Here is a 14,029-nt window from a genome sequence, read left to right on the forward strand (position 1 = left end):
TCGGTCATGCTCCGAAGTCGTGACGCAGCGGGTAGCCGCTCTCCCCCTGGGACGTGGTCTTCGTCGCGAGCACGTGGTGGAGCTGGATCTCGTTGCGCTCGAAGGCCAGCCGCGAGCCCGCCATGTAGAGGCCCCACACGCGGGCGGTGCCCTCGCCGACCTCCGCGACGCAGGCGTCCCAGTTGTCCTGGAGGTTCTTGCACCAGCCCGCGAGCGTCTTGGCGTAGTGGACCCGGATGTTCTCGTGGTGCTGGACCTCGAGGCCGGTGTCCTCGACCGCGGTCACGATGGTGCCGGAGCCGATCAGCTCGCCGTCGGGGAAGACATAGCGGTCGATGAAGGCGCCGGTGTTGCGCGGCCGGTTGTCGTTGCGGGTGATGCAGTGGTTGAGCAGCCGACCCTCGGGCTTGAGGTGGTCGCGGATCCAGGTGAAGTACGACGGGTAGTTCTTCACGCCGATGTGCTCGGTGAGGCCGATCGAGGAGATCGCGTCGAAGCCGGACTCCTCGACGTGGCGGTAGTCCATGAACCGGACCTCGGCGAGGTGGTCGAGGCCCTCCTCCTTGATCCGGCGCTGCGCCCACGAGGCCTGCTCGCGCGAGAGCGTGACGCCGATCGCGTGCACGCCGTAGTGCTTCGCGGCGTGCCGCACCATGCCGCCCCAGCCGCAGCCGAGGTCGAGGAGCCGCTGGCCGGGCTCGAGGCCGAGCTTGCGGGCGACCAGGTCGTACTTGGCCTCCTGCGCCTCCTCGAGCGTCGCGTCCTCGGTCGGGAAGAGCGCGCAGGTGTAGGTCATCGACGGACCGAGGACGTACTCGTAGAACTCGTTCGACACGTCGTAGTGGTGGTGGATCGAGTCGGCGTCGCGGCCCTCGGAGTGCCGGAGTCCCTCGACGAGGCGGCGCCAGCGCGGGAGCGTCTCCTGCGGCGGGACCGGCGGCGGCTTGAGGTGGGAGAAGCCCAGGCTGCGCACGATGTTGAGCGCCTCGACCGGCGAGGGCGTGCGGAACTTCGTGTGGTTCATCAGCAGCGAGAACGCGGCGTAGGGGTCGCCCGGGTGCACGCCGTGCAGGTCGAGGTCGCCGGCGACGTACGCGCGGGCCAGGCCCAGGTCGCCGGGCGCGCTCATGATGTAGGACAGGCCGCGCTCGTTGAGGAGCTCGATGCCGAACTCCGCGTCCTCGGGACCGGCTGAGCTGCCGTCGTACGCCGTGAACCGCAGCGGCATCCCGTCCCTCATCAGGGACTCGATCGCCGCGCCGATGGTGTAGGTCCTGCTCATCGTCTCTTCACCGCCTTGTCGTACAGGGATGTCAATCTGTCCTGCGGGTCGTAGCGACCCTTCACGGCGGCGAGATTGGCGCCGTCGTACAGCTCGTCGAAGGTCGCACGGTCGTAGAAGGCCTCGCTGTAGAGCGACTTGTGGCCGTCGAGCTCGTGCACCTTCTGCTCGATCGCGCGGTTGCGCGGGGCGTCGACCGCCTCGGGGCCGACATGGACGGTCCCCCAGAAGCCGACGTTGACGTAGAGCCGGTCCGGCTCGAGCGGGTAGGTCGGCCAGTCGCGCTCGGCCCGGCACGGGCAGAGCCAGACCGGGCGCATGCCGATCGCGTCGTCGAACCACTCGAGGAACTCGGGCAGCCGCTCGACGGGCACCTCGATGTCCTGGATGACCCGCTCGCGCTGCGGCCGGCCGGCCCGGCGGTCGAGCCGATCGGCGATCGAGAAGCGCCGGTCGAGGCCGAGCAGCTTCATGTAGACGTCCGAGCGCCGCCAGCGCTTCGGCCAGAAGCGGCGGATCGTCGGGTTCTGCGCGCCGAACGCGCCCGAGCACCAGAACCAGTCGGTGTCCCAGCGCCAGAGGTAGTCGTACATCGAGAGCAGGTCGGTCTCCCGCTGCTGGATCGACCGGTAGAAGACGTCCTGGCCGGTGTAGTCGCTCGTCGCACCCGGCTCCTCCTGCCAGGTGGCGAGGGTCAGGTAGTACTCCCCCGGCGCGAAGGCGACGCCGTCCATCCCGTCGACCCGAACGCCCTCGTGCTCGCCCGAGTCGGCGATGTCGGCCGCGGTCTTGGCGAGCAGCCCGGCGTCGTCGAAGCGGACGTGCCGCAGCGCGACGTACGACGGGACCGGCTCGAGCCGGATCTTCAGCCGGGTGGCGTAGCCGAGCGAGCCGTAGGAGTTGGGAAAGGCGTCGAACAGGTCGCTGTTGACCTCGGGCGAGCAGGTGACGACCTCACCAGCGCCGGTGAAGACGTCCATCTCGAGCACCGACTCGTGCGGCAGCCCGTTGCGGAAGCTGGTCGACTCGATGCCGAGGCCGGTGACCGCGCCGCCGAGGGTGATCGTGCGCAGCTGCGGGACGACGTACGGGATCAGGCCGTGCGGGAGCGTCGCGTCGACGAGGTCCTCGTAGGTGCACACGCCCTGCACGTCGGCGGTCTGCGCGAACGCGTCGATCGCGATGACCCCGTCGAGGCCGGAGACGTCGAGTCCCGGGGCCGTGGTGGCGGCACGAGGGCGGAAGAGGTTGGTGGTCTTCTTCGCCAGCCGGACCGGCGCACCGGCCGGGATCTCGGCGTACGACGCACGTAGGCGGCCGACGGCCGCCTCGTGTGCTTCCCAACCACGCAGACTCACATCCGAGGAACTTACTCCTCTCGCGTGTCGCGTGTGTTGCCGACCCTCGCTACGCGGAGAGTGTCTCCGCAATCACACCTTGATCGCCTGGTAGGTGAGGCGGATCGAGAACGTCCGGATGTCGTACGACGCACCCGCACCTGTGTACGCGCGCCAGTAGACGAGATTCGCGTGCCGGCCGTAGAGGTAGTGGGTCGCGCGGCCGCTGTGCAGCCAGTGCCACCCCAGGCCGTGATTGGCCCACGCCCCCTGCGGGCCACGCTCCGGGTCGAAGAGCTCCAGCCGGAGCCGCGAGGTCGGCACCGAGGAGGCCGCGCCGCCGTAGGCTCCGAGTGCGAGCTTCGTGTAGGAAACGGCCGCCGGCAGGCGCATGCGGTGCACGCTCAACGCGATGCTCTGCCGGGTGCTGCGGTTGCACGTCACGTTGGTGGCGTAGCCCAGGGAGCCCTGCCAGCCCCGCGACCCCGGTCGCCGGAGCTCGGAGCACGCGCCGACCGACTGGTCGATCATCGAGCCGGCCGCCGACACGGAGAAGGTCTTCGTCCGGGTGACCATCCGCCCCTCGCGGATGGCGACGGTCGCGACGCGCCCGGTCGCCACGTTCCCGGCCTTGTCGACGACGACCAGACGTACGGCGTACTTCCCGGGCTCGAGGGCGGTGCCGTCGTCGGCTACGCCCCTCCAGGAGCGGAAGAGCTTGGCGAAGCCCTCGGTCGACCGGTAGACCACGGCACCGGACCGGTCCAGCACCTCGAAGTGCAGGTGGTTCTCGCTCGAGCGAGCCGTCAGCCTGGTCGTGTCGAGGTAGCCGTCGCGCTCGGGGTAGATGACGTCGGTGGACAGGACCACGTCAGGGACCGAGGGAGCGGTCCGGTCGATCTGGAACTGCACACGGGTCTCGAGGCTGAAGGCGTCGCCGTAGCCGTCGTAGTGCTTCCGGAGCCGCCCGATCAGGTGGTACGTGCCCTCGGGCAGGTCGGCGACGTCAGCGCTGACGCTCCCGGTCGCAGGCTCGCCCGTCAGCTCGACCGGGATCTGGGATCCCCCGACCGACGGCGACTCCTCGATCCACCAGTCGAACCGGTACGCGCCTGCCGGAGCGCCGCGCACCACGACGCCGAGGACGTCGTCGCTTCCGCCGAGAAGGTGGTCGGGCACGTCGAGGTCGAGGTTGAACGCCCCGTGGATGGACACCGGAGGCGACGCCACACCGGTGTCGACGCACTCGCTGCTCCACCCGGCACACCGATAGATGTGGAGCGGGCCGTCGTAGTCGGTGTTCAGGGTGAGCGTGGTGTCCCCGTGGCTGTCGATCCATCTGGACAGTCCGTCCGTCCCGACGCCGAGCTGGGTGTCCGCCGCGGCGGGGTCATCGGTGTCCTCGACGTGGATGACGTACGGCGGGTTGTCGCCGCCGATGTTGGTCTGGTCGGGCCAGGTGACGGTCGGCGCGGGAATGGCGCTGAGGTCGGTGTCGTCGGCGTGGGCGGCCGGGACGACGGCGAGGCCCGCGAGGGCGACGGCGGCAGCGAGCAGGACGGATCGGACGTGCATGTGGAGTTCCCCCGAGATGAGATCGACGCCGACGTGACGGCGTCGGGGGAAGGCTATGACGCGGTCGTCTCCAGGAGCGAACCCCTGACGTCGCCGCGGTGGACCACGACGCCGGTGCCGGCGAAGTCGCGGATCGCGGCGAGGTCGTCGGGGAAGACGACGTCGGCGGAGGTGAGGACGACGGCGGCCTCGAGGCCCTGCGAGCCGGAGGCGACGGCCATCGCCACGCAGACGCCGAGGGCGGAGACCCGCAGCGAGGGCAGGTCGACGGTGGCGGCGGCATAGGTGCGGCCGTCGGAGTCGCGGACGGCGGCGCCCTCGGCGGCGCCGGTGCGGGCACGGGTGGCGCGGGCCAGGGTGACCAGCTTCCTGTCCTCGGCGGAGAGCTCAGTCATCGCCGTCCTCCTGGTCGTCGTCGGGCACCGGGACCCTCGAGATGAGGACGGTGCCGATCCGGTTGCGGCGGCCGGTGGCGGCCTCGGCCTCGAAGCGGAGGCCGTGGGCCTCGACGTGGGAGCCGGGGATCGGGACCCGGCCGAGGTGCTTGGCCATCAGGCCGCCGACGCTGTCGACGTCCTCCTCCTCGACGTCGAAGCCGAAGATCTCGTCGAGGTCGTCGATCGGGTAGCGGGAGGAGACCCGGACGCTGCCGTCGTCGTGGGTCTCGACCTCGACCTCCTCCTCGTCGTACTCGTCGGTGATCTCGCCGACGATCTCCTCGAGGACGTCCTCGATGGTGACCAGGCCGGCGGTGCCGCCGTACTCGTCGACGACCACGGCGATGTGCTGCCGCATCGCCTGCATCTCGGAGAGCAGCGCGTCGACGGGCTTGGAGTCGGGGACGAAGTGGGCGGGGCGCATCATCTCCTCGATGCGCTGGGTGAACTCCACGTCGGGCGCCTCGAAGTCGCGGCGCACGATGTCCTTGAGGTAGGCGACGCCCAGGACGTCGTCGAGGTTCTCGCCGATGACCGGGACCCGGGAGAAGCCGCTGCGCAGGAAGAGCGACATGGCCTGGCGGAGGTTCTTGTGGCGCTCGATGTAGACCACGTCGGTGCGCGGGACCATCACCTCGCGGGCGATGGTGTCGCCGAGCTCGAAGACCGAGTGGATCATCCGGCGCTCACCCGACTCGATGACCGCCGAGGCCTCGGCGAGGTCGACGAGCTCGCGCAGCTCGGTCTCCGTCGAGAACGGGCCCTCGCGGAAGCCCTTGCCCGGGGTCAGCGCGTTGCCGACCAGGATGAGCAGGCGCGGGATCGGGCCCAGGACGGCGGTGACCGCGGCGAGCGGCGCGGCCGAGGCCAGGGCGACGCGCTCGGAGTGCTGGCGGCCGACGGTGCGGGGGGCGACGCCGATCGCGACGAACGAGACGACCAGCATGATGCCGATCGTGGTCAGCACGGCCGGCCACCAGGAGCCGTCGTACACGCCGTGCATGACCTGGGTGACCAGGACGATGGCGGCGATCTCGCACAGCAGCCGCAGCATCAGCGCGGTGTTGAGGTAGCGCGGCGGGTCGTCGAGCAGCGCGACGAGGCGGGTGGCCCCGGCGCGGCCCTCCGACTGGAGCTCCTCGGCCCGGGCGCGCGAGAACGTCGAGAGCGCGGCGTCCGCGGCGGAGAAGAGTCCGGCGAGCGCGACGAGAGCGGCCGCCGCCACCAGCAGCCAGACGTCGTGACCGTTCATCAGGCGGTGGTCGAGCGCCAGGCGGCGAGGAGCTCGTCCTGGAGGCCGAACATCTCCTTGTGCTCCTCCGGCTCGGCGTGGTCGTAGCCGAGCAGGTGCAGGATGCCGTGGACGGTGAGCAGCTCGATCTCGGCCTCGGTGCCGTGGCCGGCGGTCGCGCCCTGGCGCTCCGCGACGTCGGGGCAGAGGACGAGGTCGCCGAGGACGCCCTCCTCGGGATCCTCGTCGACCATGCCGGGCCGCAGCTCGTCCATCGGGAAGGCGAGCACGTCGGTCGGGCCCTCCTTCTCCATCCACTGCTCGTTGAGCTGGGCGATGGTCGGCTCGTCGACGGCCTTGATGCAGAGCTCGGCGAGCGGGTGCACGCGCATCCGGTCCATCACGAACCGGCTCAGCGCCGCCAGCTGCTTGACGTCGAGGTCGCGCCCCGACTCGTTGAGGACCTCGATGCTCACGCGCGGCCGCCCTGGGTCGTGGTCTTCTTCAGCTCGGCGCGCGCGTCGAACTCGTCGTACGCCGCGACGATCTTGCCGACCAGCCGGTGCCGGACGACGTCGTGGCTGGTGAGCCGGTTGAAGGAGAGGTCCTCCACCCCGTCGAGGATCTCCTCGACCACCCGGAGACCGGACTTGGTGCCACCCGGCAGGTCGACCTGGGTGACGTCGCCGGTGACCACGATCTTGGAGCCGAAGCCCAGGCGGGTCAGGAACATCTTCATCTGCTCGGGGGTGGTGTTCTGCGCCTCGTCGAGGATGATGAAGGAGTCGTTGAGGGTGCGGCCGCGCATGTAGGCCAGCGGCGCCACCTCGATCGTCCCGGCCGCCAGCAGCTTGGGGATCGTGTCCGGGTCGATCATGTCGTGCAGCGCGTCGTAGAGCGGCCGCAGGTAGGGGTCGATCTTCTCGCTGAGCGTGCCGGGCAGGAAGCCGAGCCGCTCCCCCGCCTCGACCGCAGGCCGGGTCAGGATGATCCGGTTGACGTTCTTCGACTGCAGGGCCTGCACGGCCTTGGCCATCGCCAGGTAGGTCTTGCCGGTGCCGGCCGGGCCGATGCCGAAGGTGATGGTGTGCTTGTCGATCGAGTCGACGTACCGCTTCTGGTTGAGCGTCTTGGGCCGGATCGAGCGGCCGCGGTTGCTGAGGATGTTGAGGCTCAGCACGTCGGCCGGGCGCTCGGTCGTCTCGGCGCGCAGCATCGCGTGGACCCGCTCGACGGTCTCGGACGTGATGCCCTGACCGGTGCGGATGATCGAGACCAGCTCGTCGAGCAGCCGCTCGGCGAGGGCGACCTCGCCGGGCTCGCCGCGCAGGGTGATCCGGTTGCCGCGGACGTGGATCTCGGCGTCGAAGGCGCCCTCGATGATCCCGAGGTACTCGTCGCCGGGGCCGAGGAGGCTGACCATGTTGATGCTCGTCGGGACCACGACCGTGTGCCGGGTGGCGTTGGCGGGTGCTCCCTGGGGGTTGCTGTCAGTCATGGATGCCCGGGCGGGCGACCTCTCTGTCGGGTGGTTGAGCGACATCCATGCTACGGGAGCCGCGGTCGGCGGCCCAGCGAGTTGCCGACCGGCGGAGGCGGGGCTGATCGCCGTGCCAAGCAGCGCAATTGCGCGGTTCGGACAGTGCTCGGGCAGATTCGCCGTCAGAACAGCGCAATTGCGCGGTTCGGACGAGCGCCCGGACGGCGTCGGTCCCGGTAGCGTGGCGGAATGAGGGAGGTCGAGACGTACGACGAGTGGGACGAGGACCCGGACCCGGACGATCCCGAGCTGACCCCGGCCTGGTTCCCCGGCCACCACCTCCCCGAGGAGGCCCGCCGGATGGGGCTGACCCACCACGTGCCCGACGGGGCCCTCCTCGACTTCGCCGGCACCCTCGACCCGGCCAAGCCGTTCCACCGGATCACCGCCTGGGCGATGCTCGTGGTCTTCGGTCTGCCCGTGGTCTTCGCGGTGCTGCGCCTGCGCTACGTGTTCTGAGGCTCGGCGTTCTGGAAGCCCGAGCAGCAGCCGCCCGCGGCCTCGTCGGCGGCGCACTCGAGCTGGGTGAGCTCCTCCTCGGACCGTCCCTCGAGCTCGGGGTGCGCGTCGGCCAGGACGACGTAGTTCTCCCACCGCTGGCCGTCGGGACCGGTCACCCAGTGCTTGTCCTGGCGGGCGTAGCAGCAGACGACGTCGCCCTCGACGTCGAGCGTCAGGCCTGCCGCCTCGAGGCGGTCGGCCTCGGCCTGGACCTCCTCCATCGACATCCGCTCGACGCCGACGTGGTTGAGCGTGCCGGTGGCGCCGGCGTTCTCGAAGAGCACGAGCTTGAGGGGCGGGTTCTCGACCGCGAAGTTGGCGTAGCCCGGACGACGCTTGGCCGGCGGGGTGTCGAAGAGCGTGGCGTAGAAGTCGACCGCCGCGTCGATGTCGTCGACGTTGAGGGCCAGCTGGAGTCGGGACATGGTTCCTCCTGAGACATAGATGAACTTCGATGTATGAGACTGGACCCAGACATCGGGATCTGTCAATATCGACGCATGTCGAAGTCTCTCCTCGAGCTGACGCCGGTCGAGGCGGTCGCGTGCTGCTCCCCCGTCACCCGTGAGCCGCTCACCGCCGAGGCTGCCGAGCGGATCGCGCCGCTGGTCAAGGCGATCGCCGACCCGGTCCGGCTCCGCCTGCTCTCCCTGGTCGCGTCGCACGCCGACGGGGAGGCCTGCGTCTGCGACCTGGGCGACGCCTTCGACCTCTCGCAGCCCACGATCAGCCACCACCTCAAGCTGCTCCACGAGGCCGGGCTCCTCGACCGCGACAAGCGCGGCGTGTGGGTCTACTACCGCGTCAACACCGCCGCCCTCGGCGACCTCGCGACGCTGCTCGGGGGCGTCACCGCGTGACCCCGCTCCTGCGCCGCGGCCTCGCCGAGCTCGTCGGTACGGCGTTCCTCGTGGGAGGCGTGATCGGGTCCGGCATCGCCGCCGCGCGCCTCTCCCCGGACGACATCGGCCTCCAGCTGCTCGAGAACAGCCTGGCCACGGGCGCCGTCCTCGTGGCGCTCATCCTCGCGCTGCAGCCCGTCTCGGCGTCGTTCAACCCCGTGGTCACCCTGGTCGAGCGGGCCCTCGGGCGGGTCGACACGACGACCGCCGCCACCCTGGTCGTCGCTCAGGTGGCCGGCGGGGTCCTCGGCGCGGTCGTCGCCAACCTGATGTTCGAGCTCGACGCCGTCAGCATCTCCGCGCACGAGCGCGGAGGCTCGGGCCAGCTGCTCGCGGAGGTCGTCGCCACGCTCGGCCTGGTGCTGGTCGTCTTCGGCGCGCTCCGCTCGCCGCGCATCGAGACCGTCGCGTTCGCCGTCGGTGGCTACATCGCGGCGGCGTACTGGTTCACCAGCTCGACGAGCTTCGCCAACCCGGCCGTGACCGTCGCGCGGATGTTCTCCGACACGTTCGCCGGCATCGAGCCGGCCTCGGTCCCGGCCTTCGTCCTCATGCAGCTCGTCGGCGGGGCGCTCGGCGCCGGCCTCGTCCTGCTGCTCCACCCCACCCCGCAGGAGGCGTGATGTCCGTTCCCACCGTGCTCTTCGTGTGTGTCCACAACGCCGGCCGCTCGCAGATGGCCGCCGGCTACCTCCAGCACCTCGCGGGCGACCGGGTCGAGGTCCTCTCGGCGGGCTCGCAGCCCGCGGACCAGGTCAACCAGGTCGCCGTGGCCGCGATGGCCGAGGAGGGCATCGACATCGCCGCCGAGCAGCCCAAGCTCCTCACCGACGCCGCGGTGCAGGAGGCCGACGTCGTCATCACGATGGGCTGCGGCGACGAGTGCCCCTTCTACCCCGGCAAGCGCTACGAGGACTGGGTGCTCGACGACCCGGCGGGCCAGGGCATCGAGGCGGTGCGGCCGATCCGCGACGAGATCCGCCGTCGCATCGAGACCCTCGTCGGAGAGCTGACGGCATGATCGTGCGCGCGCTGACCGCCGAGGACTGGCCCGGGGTCGAGCGCCTCTACCTCGCCGGCATCGCGACGGGGCACGCGACCTTCGAGTCCGAGCCCCCGACCTGGGAGCACTTCGACGCCGGCAAGCTGCCCGCGCAGCGTCACGTCGCGGTCGACGGGGACCGCGTGCTCGGCTGGGTCGCCGCCTCCGCGGTCTCGGACCGCTGCGTCTACGCCGGCGTCGTCGAGCACTCGGTCTACGTCGACCCGGCGGTCCAAGGCCAGGGCGTCGGCCGCCGACTGCTCACCGCCCTCGTCGAGTCGACCGAGGCGGCGGGGATCTGGACCATCCAGTCCGGGATCTTCCCGGAGAACACCGCGAGCCTCGCGCTGCACCGCGCGTGCGGCTTCCGCGAGGTCGGCGTCCGGGCGCGCGTCGGTCGGATGACGCACGGTCCGATGGCCGGGCAGTGGCGTGACGTCGTCTTCGTCGAGCGCCGCAGCCCGAGCGTCGGCTAGTCGTCGAGGTACGCGACCTGGAGGATGCCCAGGCACATCTCGTCGGTGCTCCCCTCGGCCCAGATCACGTAGCGCTCGTCCTGTCCCTGGAACGCCGGCAGCCGGTCGCGCAACCACTGCTGGTGCTGGCAGGTGACCTTGACCGTGTCGAAGGGCTGGAGCACGACGGGATCGATCGGCTTGGTGCCCTGGTTGTCGAAGTCCCAGATCGGGATGTCGAGGATGGTCCGGGCGTGGTCGGTGCCCGGGTTGGTCTCGACCTTGATCTTGCGACCGAGCAGGTGCATGTGGCCGGCCACCCCGATCACCTGCATGGGACGCCCGATGGTGCGGGTGCACGAGGTGGTGTTGGACGGCTTCACGTCGGTGTTGCAGAGCAGGTGCAGCAGGGTGTTGGTGTTGCCGGCGTCGCCGAAGCGCGCCATCACGTCCGCCACCGCTGCGTCCCGGTCGCACAGCGGCGACTCGTCGTGGCCGGGCCGGCAGGGCAGCTCGACCGGGGCCGGGAGCAGGTAGGTGTGCAGTGCGGTGAGGTCGCGGTTGCCGTTCATCCACCGGATCTGCGTGCTGGAGCGATCGGGTGCCGCTCCCTTGAGCAGGTTGTAGTGGACCTGCATGACGATCCGCGAGCCGGCCTCCATGCGGGTGCCGTAGCCGTCCTTGGTCTTCACCTCGTCGCCGCCGGGCGCCCAGGCGCCGAGCCAGCCGGCGTCGTCGACGTTGGTGAACTCGCCGTCGAGGCCGGTGCCGCCGAAGCAGGTCCAGCCCTCGTCGGGAGTCTCGGCGTCCTTGGCCTCGGCCTCGGCGACCTGCTCGGGCGGGACGCGGAAGAGGATCACGTGGTGGACGACGTCCGGGTTGCCGGGCAGCACGTTGGTGCCGGTGAGCCAGGTGTCCTTCGTCAGCTTCGGGTCGAGCAGGAAGCAGCGGTAGTCGTCGGTGCCGACGCCGTTGGGCGCCGAGGGCGTGTAGTCCTCCGGCATCGTCACCGTCATCCGGTGCTCGCCGTCGCGCAGTGGCAGCAGCTTGCCGGGCTCGATCGCCGCAAGCTGGCTGGCCTGGACCTCGGGCGGGTCGACGGGGTTGAGGATCTCGACCGGCGAGCCGGTACGGCGGTCCGCGTCCTCCTGGACGCAGCCGGCCAGCGGAAGGGCGAGCACGAGCGCGCCGACGAGTGCCCCGAGCCTCCGCAGCGAGCGGTTCATCCCGGCGGCCAGGTCATGGAGCGTCCTGCGAGGAGGTGCAGGTGGGTGTGGAACACGGTCTGGCCGACACCGGCGCCGGTGTTGAAGACGATCCGGTAGTCGTCGTACCCCTCGGCGGTCGCGACGGCCGCGGCGGTCGTGACCAGCTCGGCGGACGCGGCCGGGTCGCCCGCGGCCAGCTCGGCGGCGTTGGCGTAGTGGTCGCGCGGCACCACGAGCACGTGCAGGGGCGCCTGCGGGTTGATGTCGCGGAACGCGATCGTCCGCTGGGTGGTGTGCACGACCTCGCCGGGGATCTCCCCCGCCACGATCTTGCAGAACAGGCAGTCCGCCACGTCTCCTCCTGGTCCTCTGGGCCGAGGGTAGACCGAACGACGTCGACACGCGGCCGATCACCCGGCCAGACCGGCACCGGACCGGGAGGATTGGCCCATGACCCGTCGTACCCGGCTCGCCGTCGTCCTCACCACCTCCCTGCTGGCCGCGGGCGGGCTGGCGGGATGCAACGACTCGGGCGACGACCAGAGCCCGGCCAGCGGGCCGACGAAGCACCACACCAGGGCGACGGACGGCGGCGCGACCGACGACGCGGGTGACGACGGTGGCAGCGACGACAGCGGGGACACCACGACCGTCCCGGTCTACTTCGTCGGCGACACGCCGCAGGGGACGCGGCTCTACCGCGAGTTCCGCAAGGTCGCCGCCGACGGCTCGGCCGGCGCCGCGCTCAGCCTCGCCGCGTCCGGCGACGCGCTCGACCCCGACTACGGCACGCTGCTGCCCGCAGGCACCTTCGGCGACATCACGTACGACGAGCAGATCGTCGTCCCGCTCCCCGACGACTCCTGGACCCGGCTGCCGGACGGCATGAGCGAGCGCGACGCGCTGATGGCGATCCAGCAGATCGTCTACACCGTGCAGGGCGTGCTGCAGCGACGGAGCCCGGTGGTCTTCACCGACGGCGACGGCAACCAGACCCAGATCTTCGGGGTCGCGTCCGAGGACGGCTTCTCCGAGGCCGACCCGATCAGGACGCTCGCGCTGATGAGCGTCACCTCCCCCGAGACCGACCAGAGCGTGTCCGGCACGCTGCACGCGTCCGGCGTCGGCAGCTCCTTCGAGGCCAACGTGGTGTGGCGGATCCAGGACGCCGGCGGCGACACCGTCAAGGACGGCTCGGCCACCGCCGCGGGCTGGATGGACAAGCTCTACCCGTGGTCGACCGACATCGACGTGAGCGACCTCGACGCCGGGACCTACACGTTCGTCGCGAGCACCGACGACCCGTCGGGCGGCGAGGGCGCCGGTCCGACCGTCGACACCAAGGAGTTCACGGTCGGGTGATCCTCACTCACCGCCGGCTCAACCGGACCCTGCTGCGCCGCCAGCACCTCCTCGAGCGCAGCGACCTCACGGCCGCCGACCTGGTCGAGCACCTCGTCGGGGTGCAGGCGCAGGAGGTGCTCCCGCCGTACGTCGGGCTGCACGCGCGGCTCCGCTCCTTCGACCCGTACGACGTCGCGCGGGGTCTCGAGGACCGCAGCCTGGTCCGGCTGCTGACCCTGCGCGGCACCATCCACCTGCACACCGCCGCCGACGCCCTCGCGCTCCGGCCGTGGACGCAGCCCGCGCTCGACAAGGTGCTGCGCCACCACGCGCCCGTCGACCGGCTCGCCCTGGAGGCGGCGGTCGACGAGGCGCTCGCCGACGGTGCGGTCACCCAGCGCGAGCTCTCCACCGCGCTCGCCGAGCAACTGCCCGACGTACCTGCCTCCGACCTCGGCGTGCTCGCGCGCGGCGTCGTCCCCCTGGTGCAGCTGCCGCCGCGCGGGGGCTGGCACGCACCGGGCGGGATCTCCTACGACCACCTGGGCCGCTGGCTCGGCGAGGAGCCGGCCGCCCCGGACCTCCCGGAGCTGGTGCGCCGCTACCTGCGCGCGTTCGGCCCGGCGGGCGCCGCCGACATGACGGCGTGGTCCGGGGTGACCCGCCTCGGTCCCGTGCTCGCCGGGATGGAGGACCTGACCCGCCACGAGGACGAGCGCGGCCGCACGCTCTACGACGTCGCCGACGGCGTCCTGGAGGACGAGGACGCACCCGCGCCGGTGCGGCTGCTCGGCACCTACGACAACGTCTGGCTCTCCCACGCCGACCGCGACCGTGTCACCGCCCCCGACAAGCGCCGTCACTGGATGGGCGCCAACGGCGGGGTCGCGATGGTGGTCCTGGTGGACGGGATGCTGGAGGGTCTGTGGCGGGTGGTCGACGACCGGGTGGAGATCGTGGAGCTGCTGCGCGACCTGACGCCCGCGGAGCGTCGCGAGCTCGACGCCGAGGTGGAGCGGACGGACGCGCTCCTCGGCAGCTGAGGGCTCTCACTGGTTGACCCTGGGGGTGGACGAGGCGAATCGTCTTGTCTGCACCCCGGGTCTGCTGGGTCACTGCCGAGCTGAGCGAGTCGCTCTTCGGGGACGACCTGGCTGAGAGTTGCAGGGCCTGGT

17 protein-coding genes are annotated in these 14,029 nt (G+C 71.0%); 7 read left to right on the top strand and 10 right to left on the bottom strand.

Annotation, left to right across the window (positions count from 1 at the left end):
- Positions 1 to 4: 4 nt before the first annotated feature.
- From K8U61_RS22935 to K8U61_RS22965, 7 genes are all read right to left on the bottom strand, one after another.
- Complete coding sequence (locus tag K8U61_RS22935; RefSeq protein WP_224125336.1) at positions 5 to 1,282, bottom strand: SAM-dependent methyltransferase; 1,278 nt, start codon at positions 1,280 to 1,282, stop codon at positions 5 to 7.
- Complete coding sequence (locus K8U61_RS22940; protein ID WP_224125337.1) at positions 1,279 to 2,640, bottom strand: FAD-binding oxidoreductase; 1,362 nt, start codon at positions 2,638 to 2,640, stop codon at positions 1,279 to 1,281. The genes K8U61_RS22935 and K8U61_RS22940 overlap by 4 nt, the downstream gene beginning before the upstream one ends.
- 72 nt (positions 2,641 to 2,712) lie before the next feature.
- A complete protein-coding gene (locus tag K8U61_RS22945) occupies positions 2,713 to 4,194 on the bottom strand; it encodes a hypothetical protein (RefSeq protein ID WP_224125338.1) in 1,482 nt (493 codons plus the stop codon).
- 53 nt (positions 4,195 to 4,247) lie between these two features.
- A complete protein-coding gene (locus K8U61_RS22950; protein WP_224125339.1) occupies positions 4,248 to 4,589 on the bottom strand; it encodes a cytidine deaminase-like protein in 342 nt (113 codons plus the stop codon).
- The gene (locus K8U61_RS22955) at positions 4,582 to 5,883 is read right to left on the bottom strand and encodes a hemolysin family protein (protein ID WP_224125340.1); all 1,302 of its coding nucleotides are present in this window, start codon (positions 5,881 to 5,883) and stop codon (positions 4,582 to 4,584) included. The genes K8U61_RS22950 and K8U61_RS22955 overlap by 8 nt, the downstream gene beginning before the upstream one ends.
- Positions 5,883 to 6,338 carry an rRNA maturation RNase YbeY gene (gene ybeY, locus K8U61_RS22960; protein ID WP_224125341.1) on the bottom strand — a complete coding sequence of 152 codons (456 nt, stop codon included), beginning with the start codon at positions 6,336 to 6,338 and terminating at the stop codon, positions 5,883 to 5,885. Before ybeY ends, K8U61_RS22955 begins: the two co-directional genes overlap by 1 nt.
- Positions 6,335 to 7,360, bottom strand: a complete 1,026-nt coding sequence (locus K8U61_RS22965; RefSeq protein ID WP_224125342.1) for a PhoH family protein — start codon at positions 7,358 to 7,360, stop codon at positions 6,335 to 6,337. The genes ybeY and K8U61_RS22965 overlap by 4 nt, the downstream gene beginning before the upstream one ends.
- Before the next feature lie 231 nt (positions 7,361 to 7,591).
- Here K8U61_RS22965 and K8U61_RS22970 point away from each other — a divergent pair, with 231 nt between their 5' ends.
- Entirely contained in the window at positions 7,592 to 7,861 is a 270-nt protein-coding gene (locus K8U61_RS22970) for a hypothetical protein (protein ID WP_224125343.1), read from the top strand.
- Here the strand turns inward: K8U61_RS22970 and K8U61_RS22975 are convergent.
- On the bottom strand, positions 7,849 to 8,328 hold the full coding sequence (locus K8U61_RS22975; RefSeq protein WP_224125344.1) for an ArsI/CadI family heavy metal resistance metalloenzyme: 480 nt from the start codon (positions 8,326 to 8,328) through the stop codon (positions 7,849 to 7,851). The genes K8U61_RS22970 and K8U61_RS22975 overlap by 13 nt on opposite strands.
- Before the next feature lie 75 nt (positions 8,329 to 8,403).
- Here K8U61_RS22975 and K8U61_RS22980 point away from each other — a divergent pair, with 75 nt between their 5' ends.
- Genes K8U61_RS22980 through K8U61_RS22995 form a run of 4 tightly spaced genes read left to right on the top strand, consistent with a single transcriptional unit; the run spans position 8,404 to position 10,323 of the window.
- Positions 8,404 to 8,763, top strand: a complete 360-nt coding sequence (locus K8U61_RS22980; protein WP_224125345.1) for an ArsR/SmtB family transcription factor — start codon at positions 8,404 to 8,406, stop codon at positions 8,761 to 8,763.
- A complete protein-coding gene (locus K8U61_RS22985) occupies positions 8,760 to 9,428 on the top strand; it encodes an aquaporin (protein ID WP_224125346.1) in 669 nt (222 codons plus the stop codon). The genes K8U61_RS22980 and K8U61_RS22985 overlap by 4 nt, the downstream gene beginning before the upstream one ends.
- Entirely contained in the window at positions 9,428 to 9,826 is a 399-nt protein-coding gene (locus K8U61_RS22990; protein ID WP_224125347.1) for an arsenate reductase ArsC, read from the top strand. Before K8U61_RS22985 ends, K8U61_RS22990 begins: the two co-directional genes overlap by 1 nt.
- Positions 9,823 to 10,323 (top strand): GNAT family N-acetyltransferase, encoded by a 501-nt coding sequence (locus K8U61_RS22995; RefSeq protein ID WP_224125348.1) that lies wholly within the window; start codon positions 9,823 to 9,825, stop codon positions 10,321 to 10,323. Before K8U61_RS22990 ends, K8U61_RS22995 begins: the two co-directional genes overlap by 4 nt.
- Here the strand turns inward: K8U61_RS22995 and K8U61_RS23000 are convergent.
- Together K8U61_RS23000 and K8U61_RS23005 are read right to left on the bottom strand one after the other, a co-directional pair.
- Entirely contained in the window at positions 10,320 to 11,528 is a 1,209-nt protein-coding gene (locus K8U61_RS23000) for a hypothetical protein (RefSeq protein ID WP_224125349.1), read from the bottom strand. The genes K8U61_RS22995 and K8U61_RS23000 overlap by 4 nt on opposite strands.
- Positions 11,525 to 11,863: an HIT domain-containing protein gene (locus K8U61_RS23005; RefSeq protein ID WP_224125350.1), complete on the bottom strand. Its 339-nt coding sequence runs from the start codon at positions 11,861 to 11,863 to the stop codon at positions 11,525 to 11,527. The genes K8U61_RS23000 and K8U61_RS23005 overlap by 4 nt, the downstream gene beginning before the upstream one ends.
- 97 nt (positions 11,864 to 11,960) lie before the next feature.
- On the opposite strand from K8U61_RS23005, the gene K8U61_RS23010 reads away from it, so the two are divergent.
- Entirely contained in the window at positions 11,961 to 12,872 is a 912-nt protein-coding gene (locus K8U61_RS23010) for a Gmad2 immunoglobulin-like domain-containing protein (protein WP_224125351.1), read from the top strand.
- Complete coding sequence (locus tag K8U61_RS23015) at positions 12,869 to 13,897, top strand: winged helix DNA-binding domain-containing protein (protein ID WP_224125352.1); 1,029 nt, start codon at positions 12,869 to 12,871, stop codon at positions 13,895 to 13,897. The genes K8U61_RS23010 and K8U61_RS23015 overlap by 4 nt, the downstream gene beginning before the upstream one ends.
- The last annotated feature ends 132 nt before the right edge of the window (positions 13,898 to 14,029 follow it).

Origin of the sequence: Nocardioides mangrovi (assembly GCF_020073815.1) — a bacterium.
Classification (GTDB): Bacteria; Actinomycetota; Actinomycetes; order Propionibacteriales; family Nocardioidaceae; genus Nocardioides; species Nocardioides mangrovi.

Excerpts from the sequence above, each read along its gene's own strand:
- K8U61_RS22945 (WP_224125338.1), bottom strand. The coding sequence starts at position 4,194 with ATGCACGTCCGATCCGTCCTGCTCGCTGCCGCCGTCGCCCTCGCGGGC.
- K8U61_RS22990 (WP_224125347.1), top strand. The coding sequence starts at position 9,428 with ATGTCCGTTCCCACCGTGCTCTTCGTGTGTGTCCACAACGCCGGCCGC.
- K8U61_RS22995 (WP_224125348.1), top strand. The coding sequence starts at position 9,823 with ATGATCGTGCGCGCGCTGACCGCCGAGGACTGGCCCGGGGTCGAGCGC.
- K8U61_RS22935 (WP_224125336.1), bottom strand. The coding sequence starts at position 1,282 with ATGAGCAGGACCTACACCATCGGCGCGGCGATCGAGTCCCTGATGAGG.
- K8U61_RS22980 (WP_224125345.1), top strand. The coding sequence starts at position 8,404 with ATGTCGAAGTCTCTCCTCGAGCTGACGCCGGTCGAGGCGGTCGCGTGC.
- K8U61_RS22965 (WP_224125342.1), bottom strand. The coding sequence starts at position 7,360 with ATGACTGACAGCAACCCCCAGGGAGCACCCGCCAACGCCACCCGGCAC.
- K8U61_RS23010 (WP_224125351.1), top strand. The coding sequence starts at position 11,961 with ATGACCCGTCGTACCCGGCTCGCCGTCGTCCTCACCACCTCCCTGCTG.
- K8U61_RS22955 (WP_224125340.1), bottom strand. The coding sequence starts at position 5,883 with ATGAACGGTCACGACGTCTGGCTGCTGGTGGCGGCGGCCGCTCTCGTC.
- K8U61_RS22975 (WP_224125344.1), bottom strand. The coding sequence starts at position 8,328 with ATGTCCCGACTCCAGCTGGCCCTCAACGTCGACGACATCGACGCGGCG.
- K8U61_RS23000 (WP_224125349.1), bottom strand. The coding sequence starts at position 11,528 with ATGAACCGCTCGCTGCGGAGGCTCGGGGCACTCGTCGGCGCGCTCGTG.
- K8U61_RS22950 (WP_224125339.1), bottom strand. The coding sequence starts at position 4,589 with ATGACTGAGCTCTCCGCCGAGGACAGGAAGCTGGTCACCCTGGCCCGC.
- K8U61_RS22970 (WP_224125343.1), top strand. The coding sequence starts at position 7,592 with ATGAGGGAGGTCGAGACGTACGACGAGTGGGACGAGGACCCGGACCCG.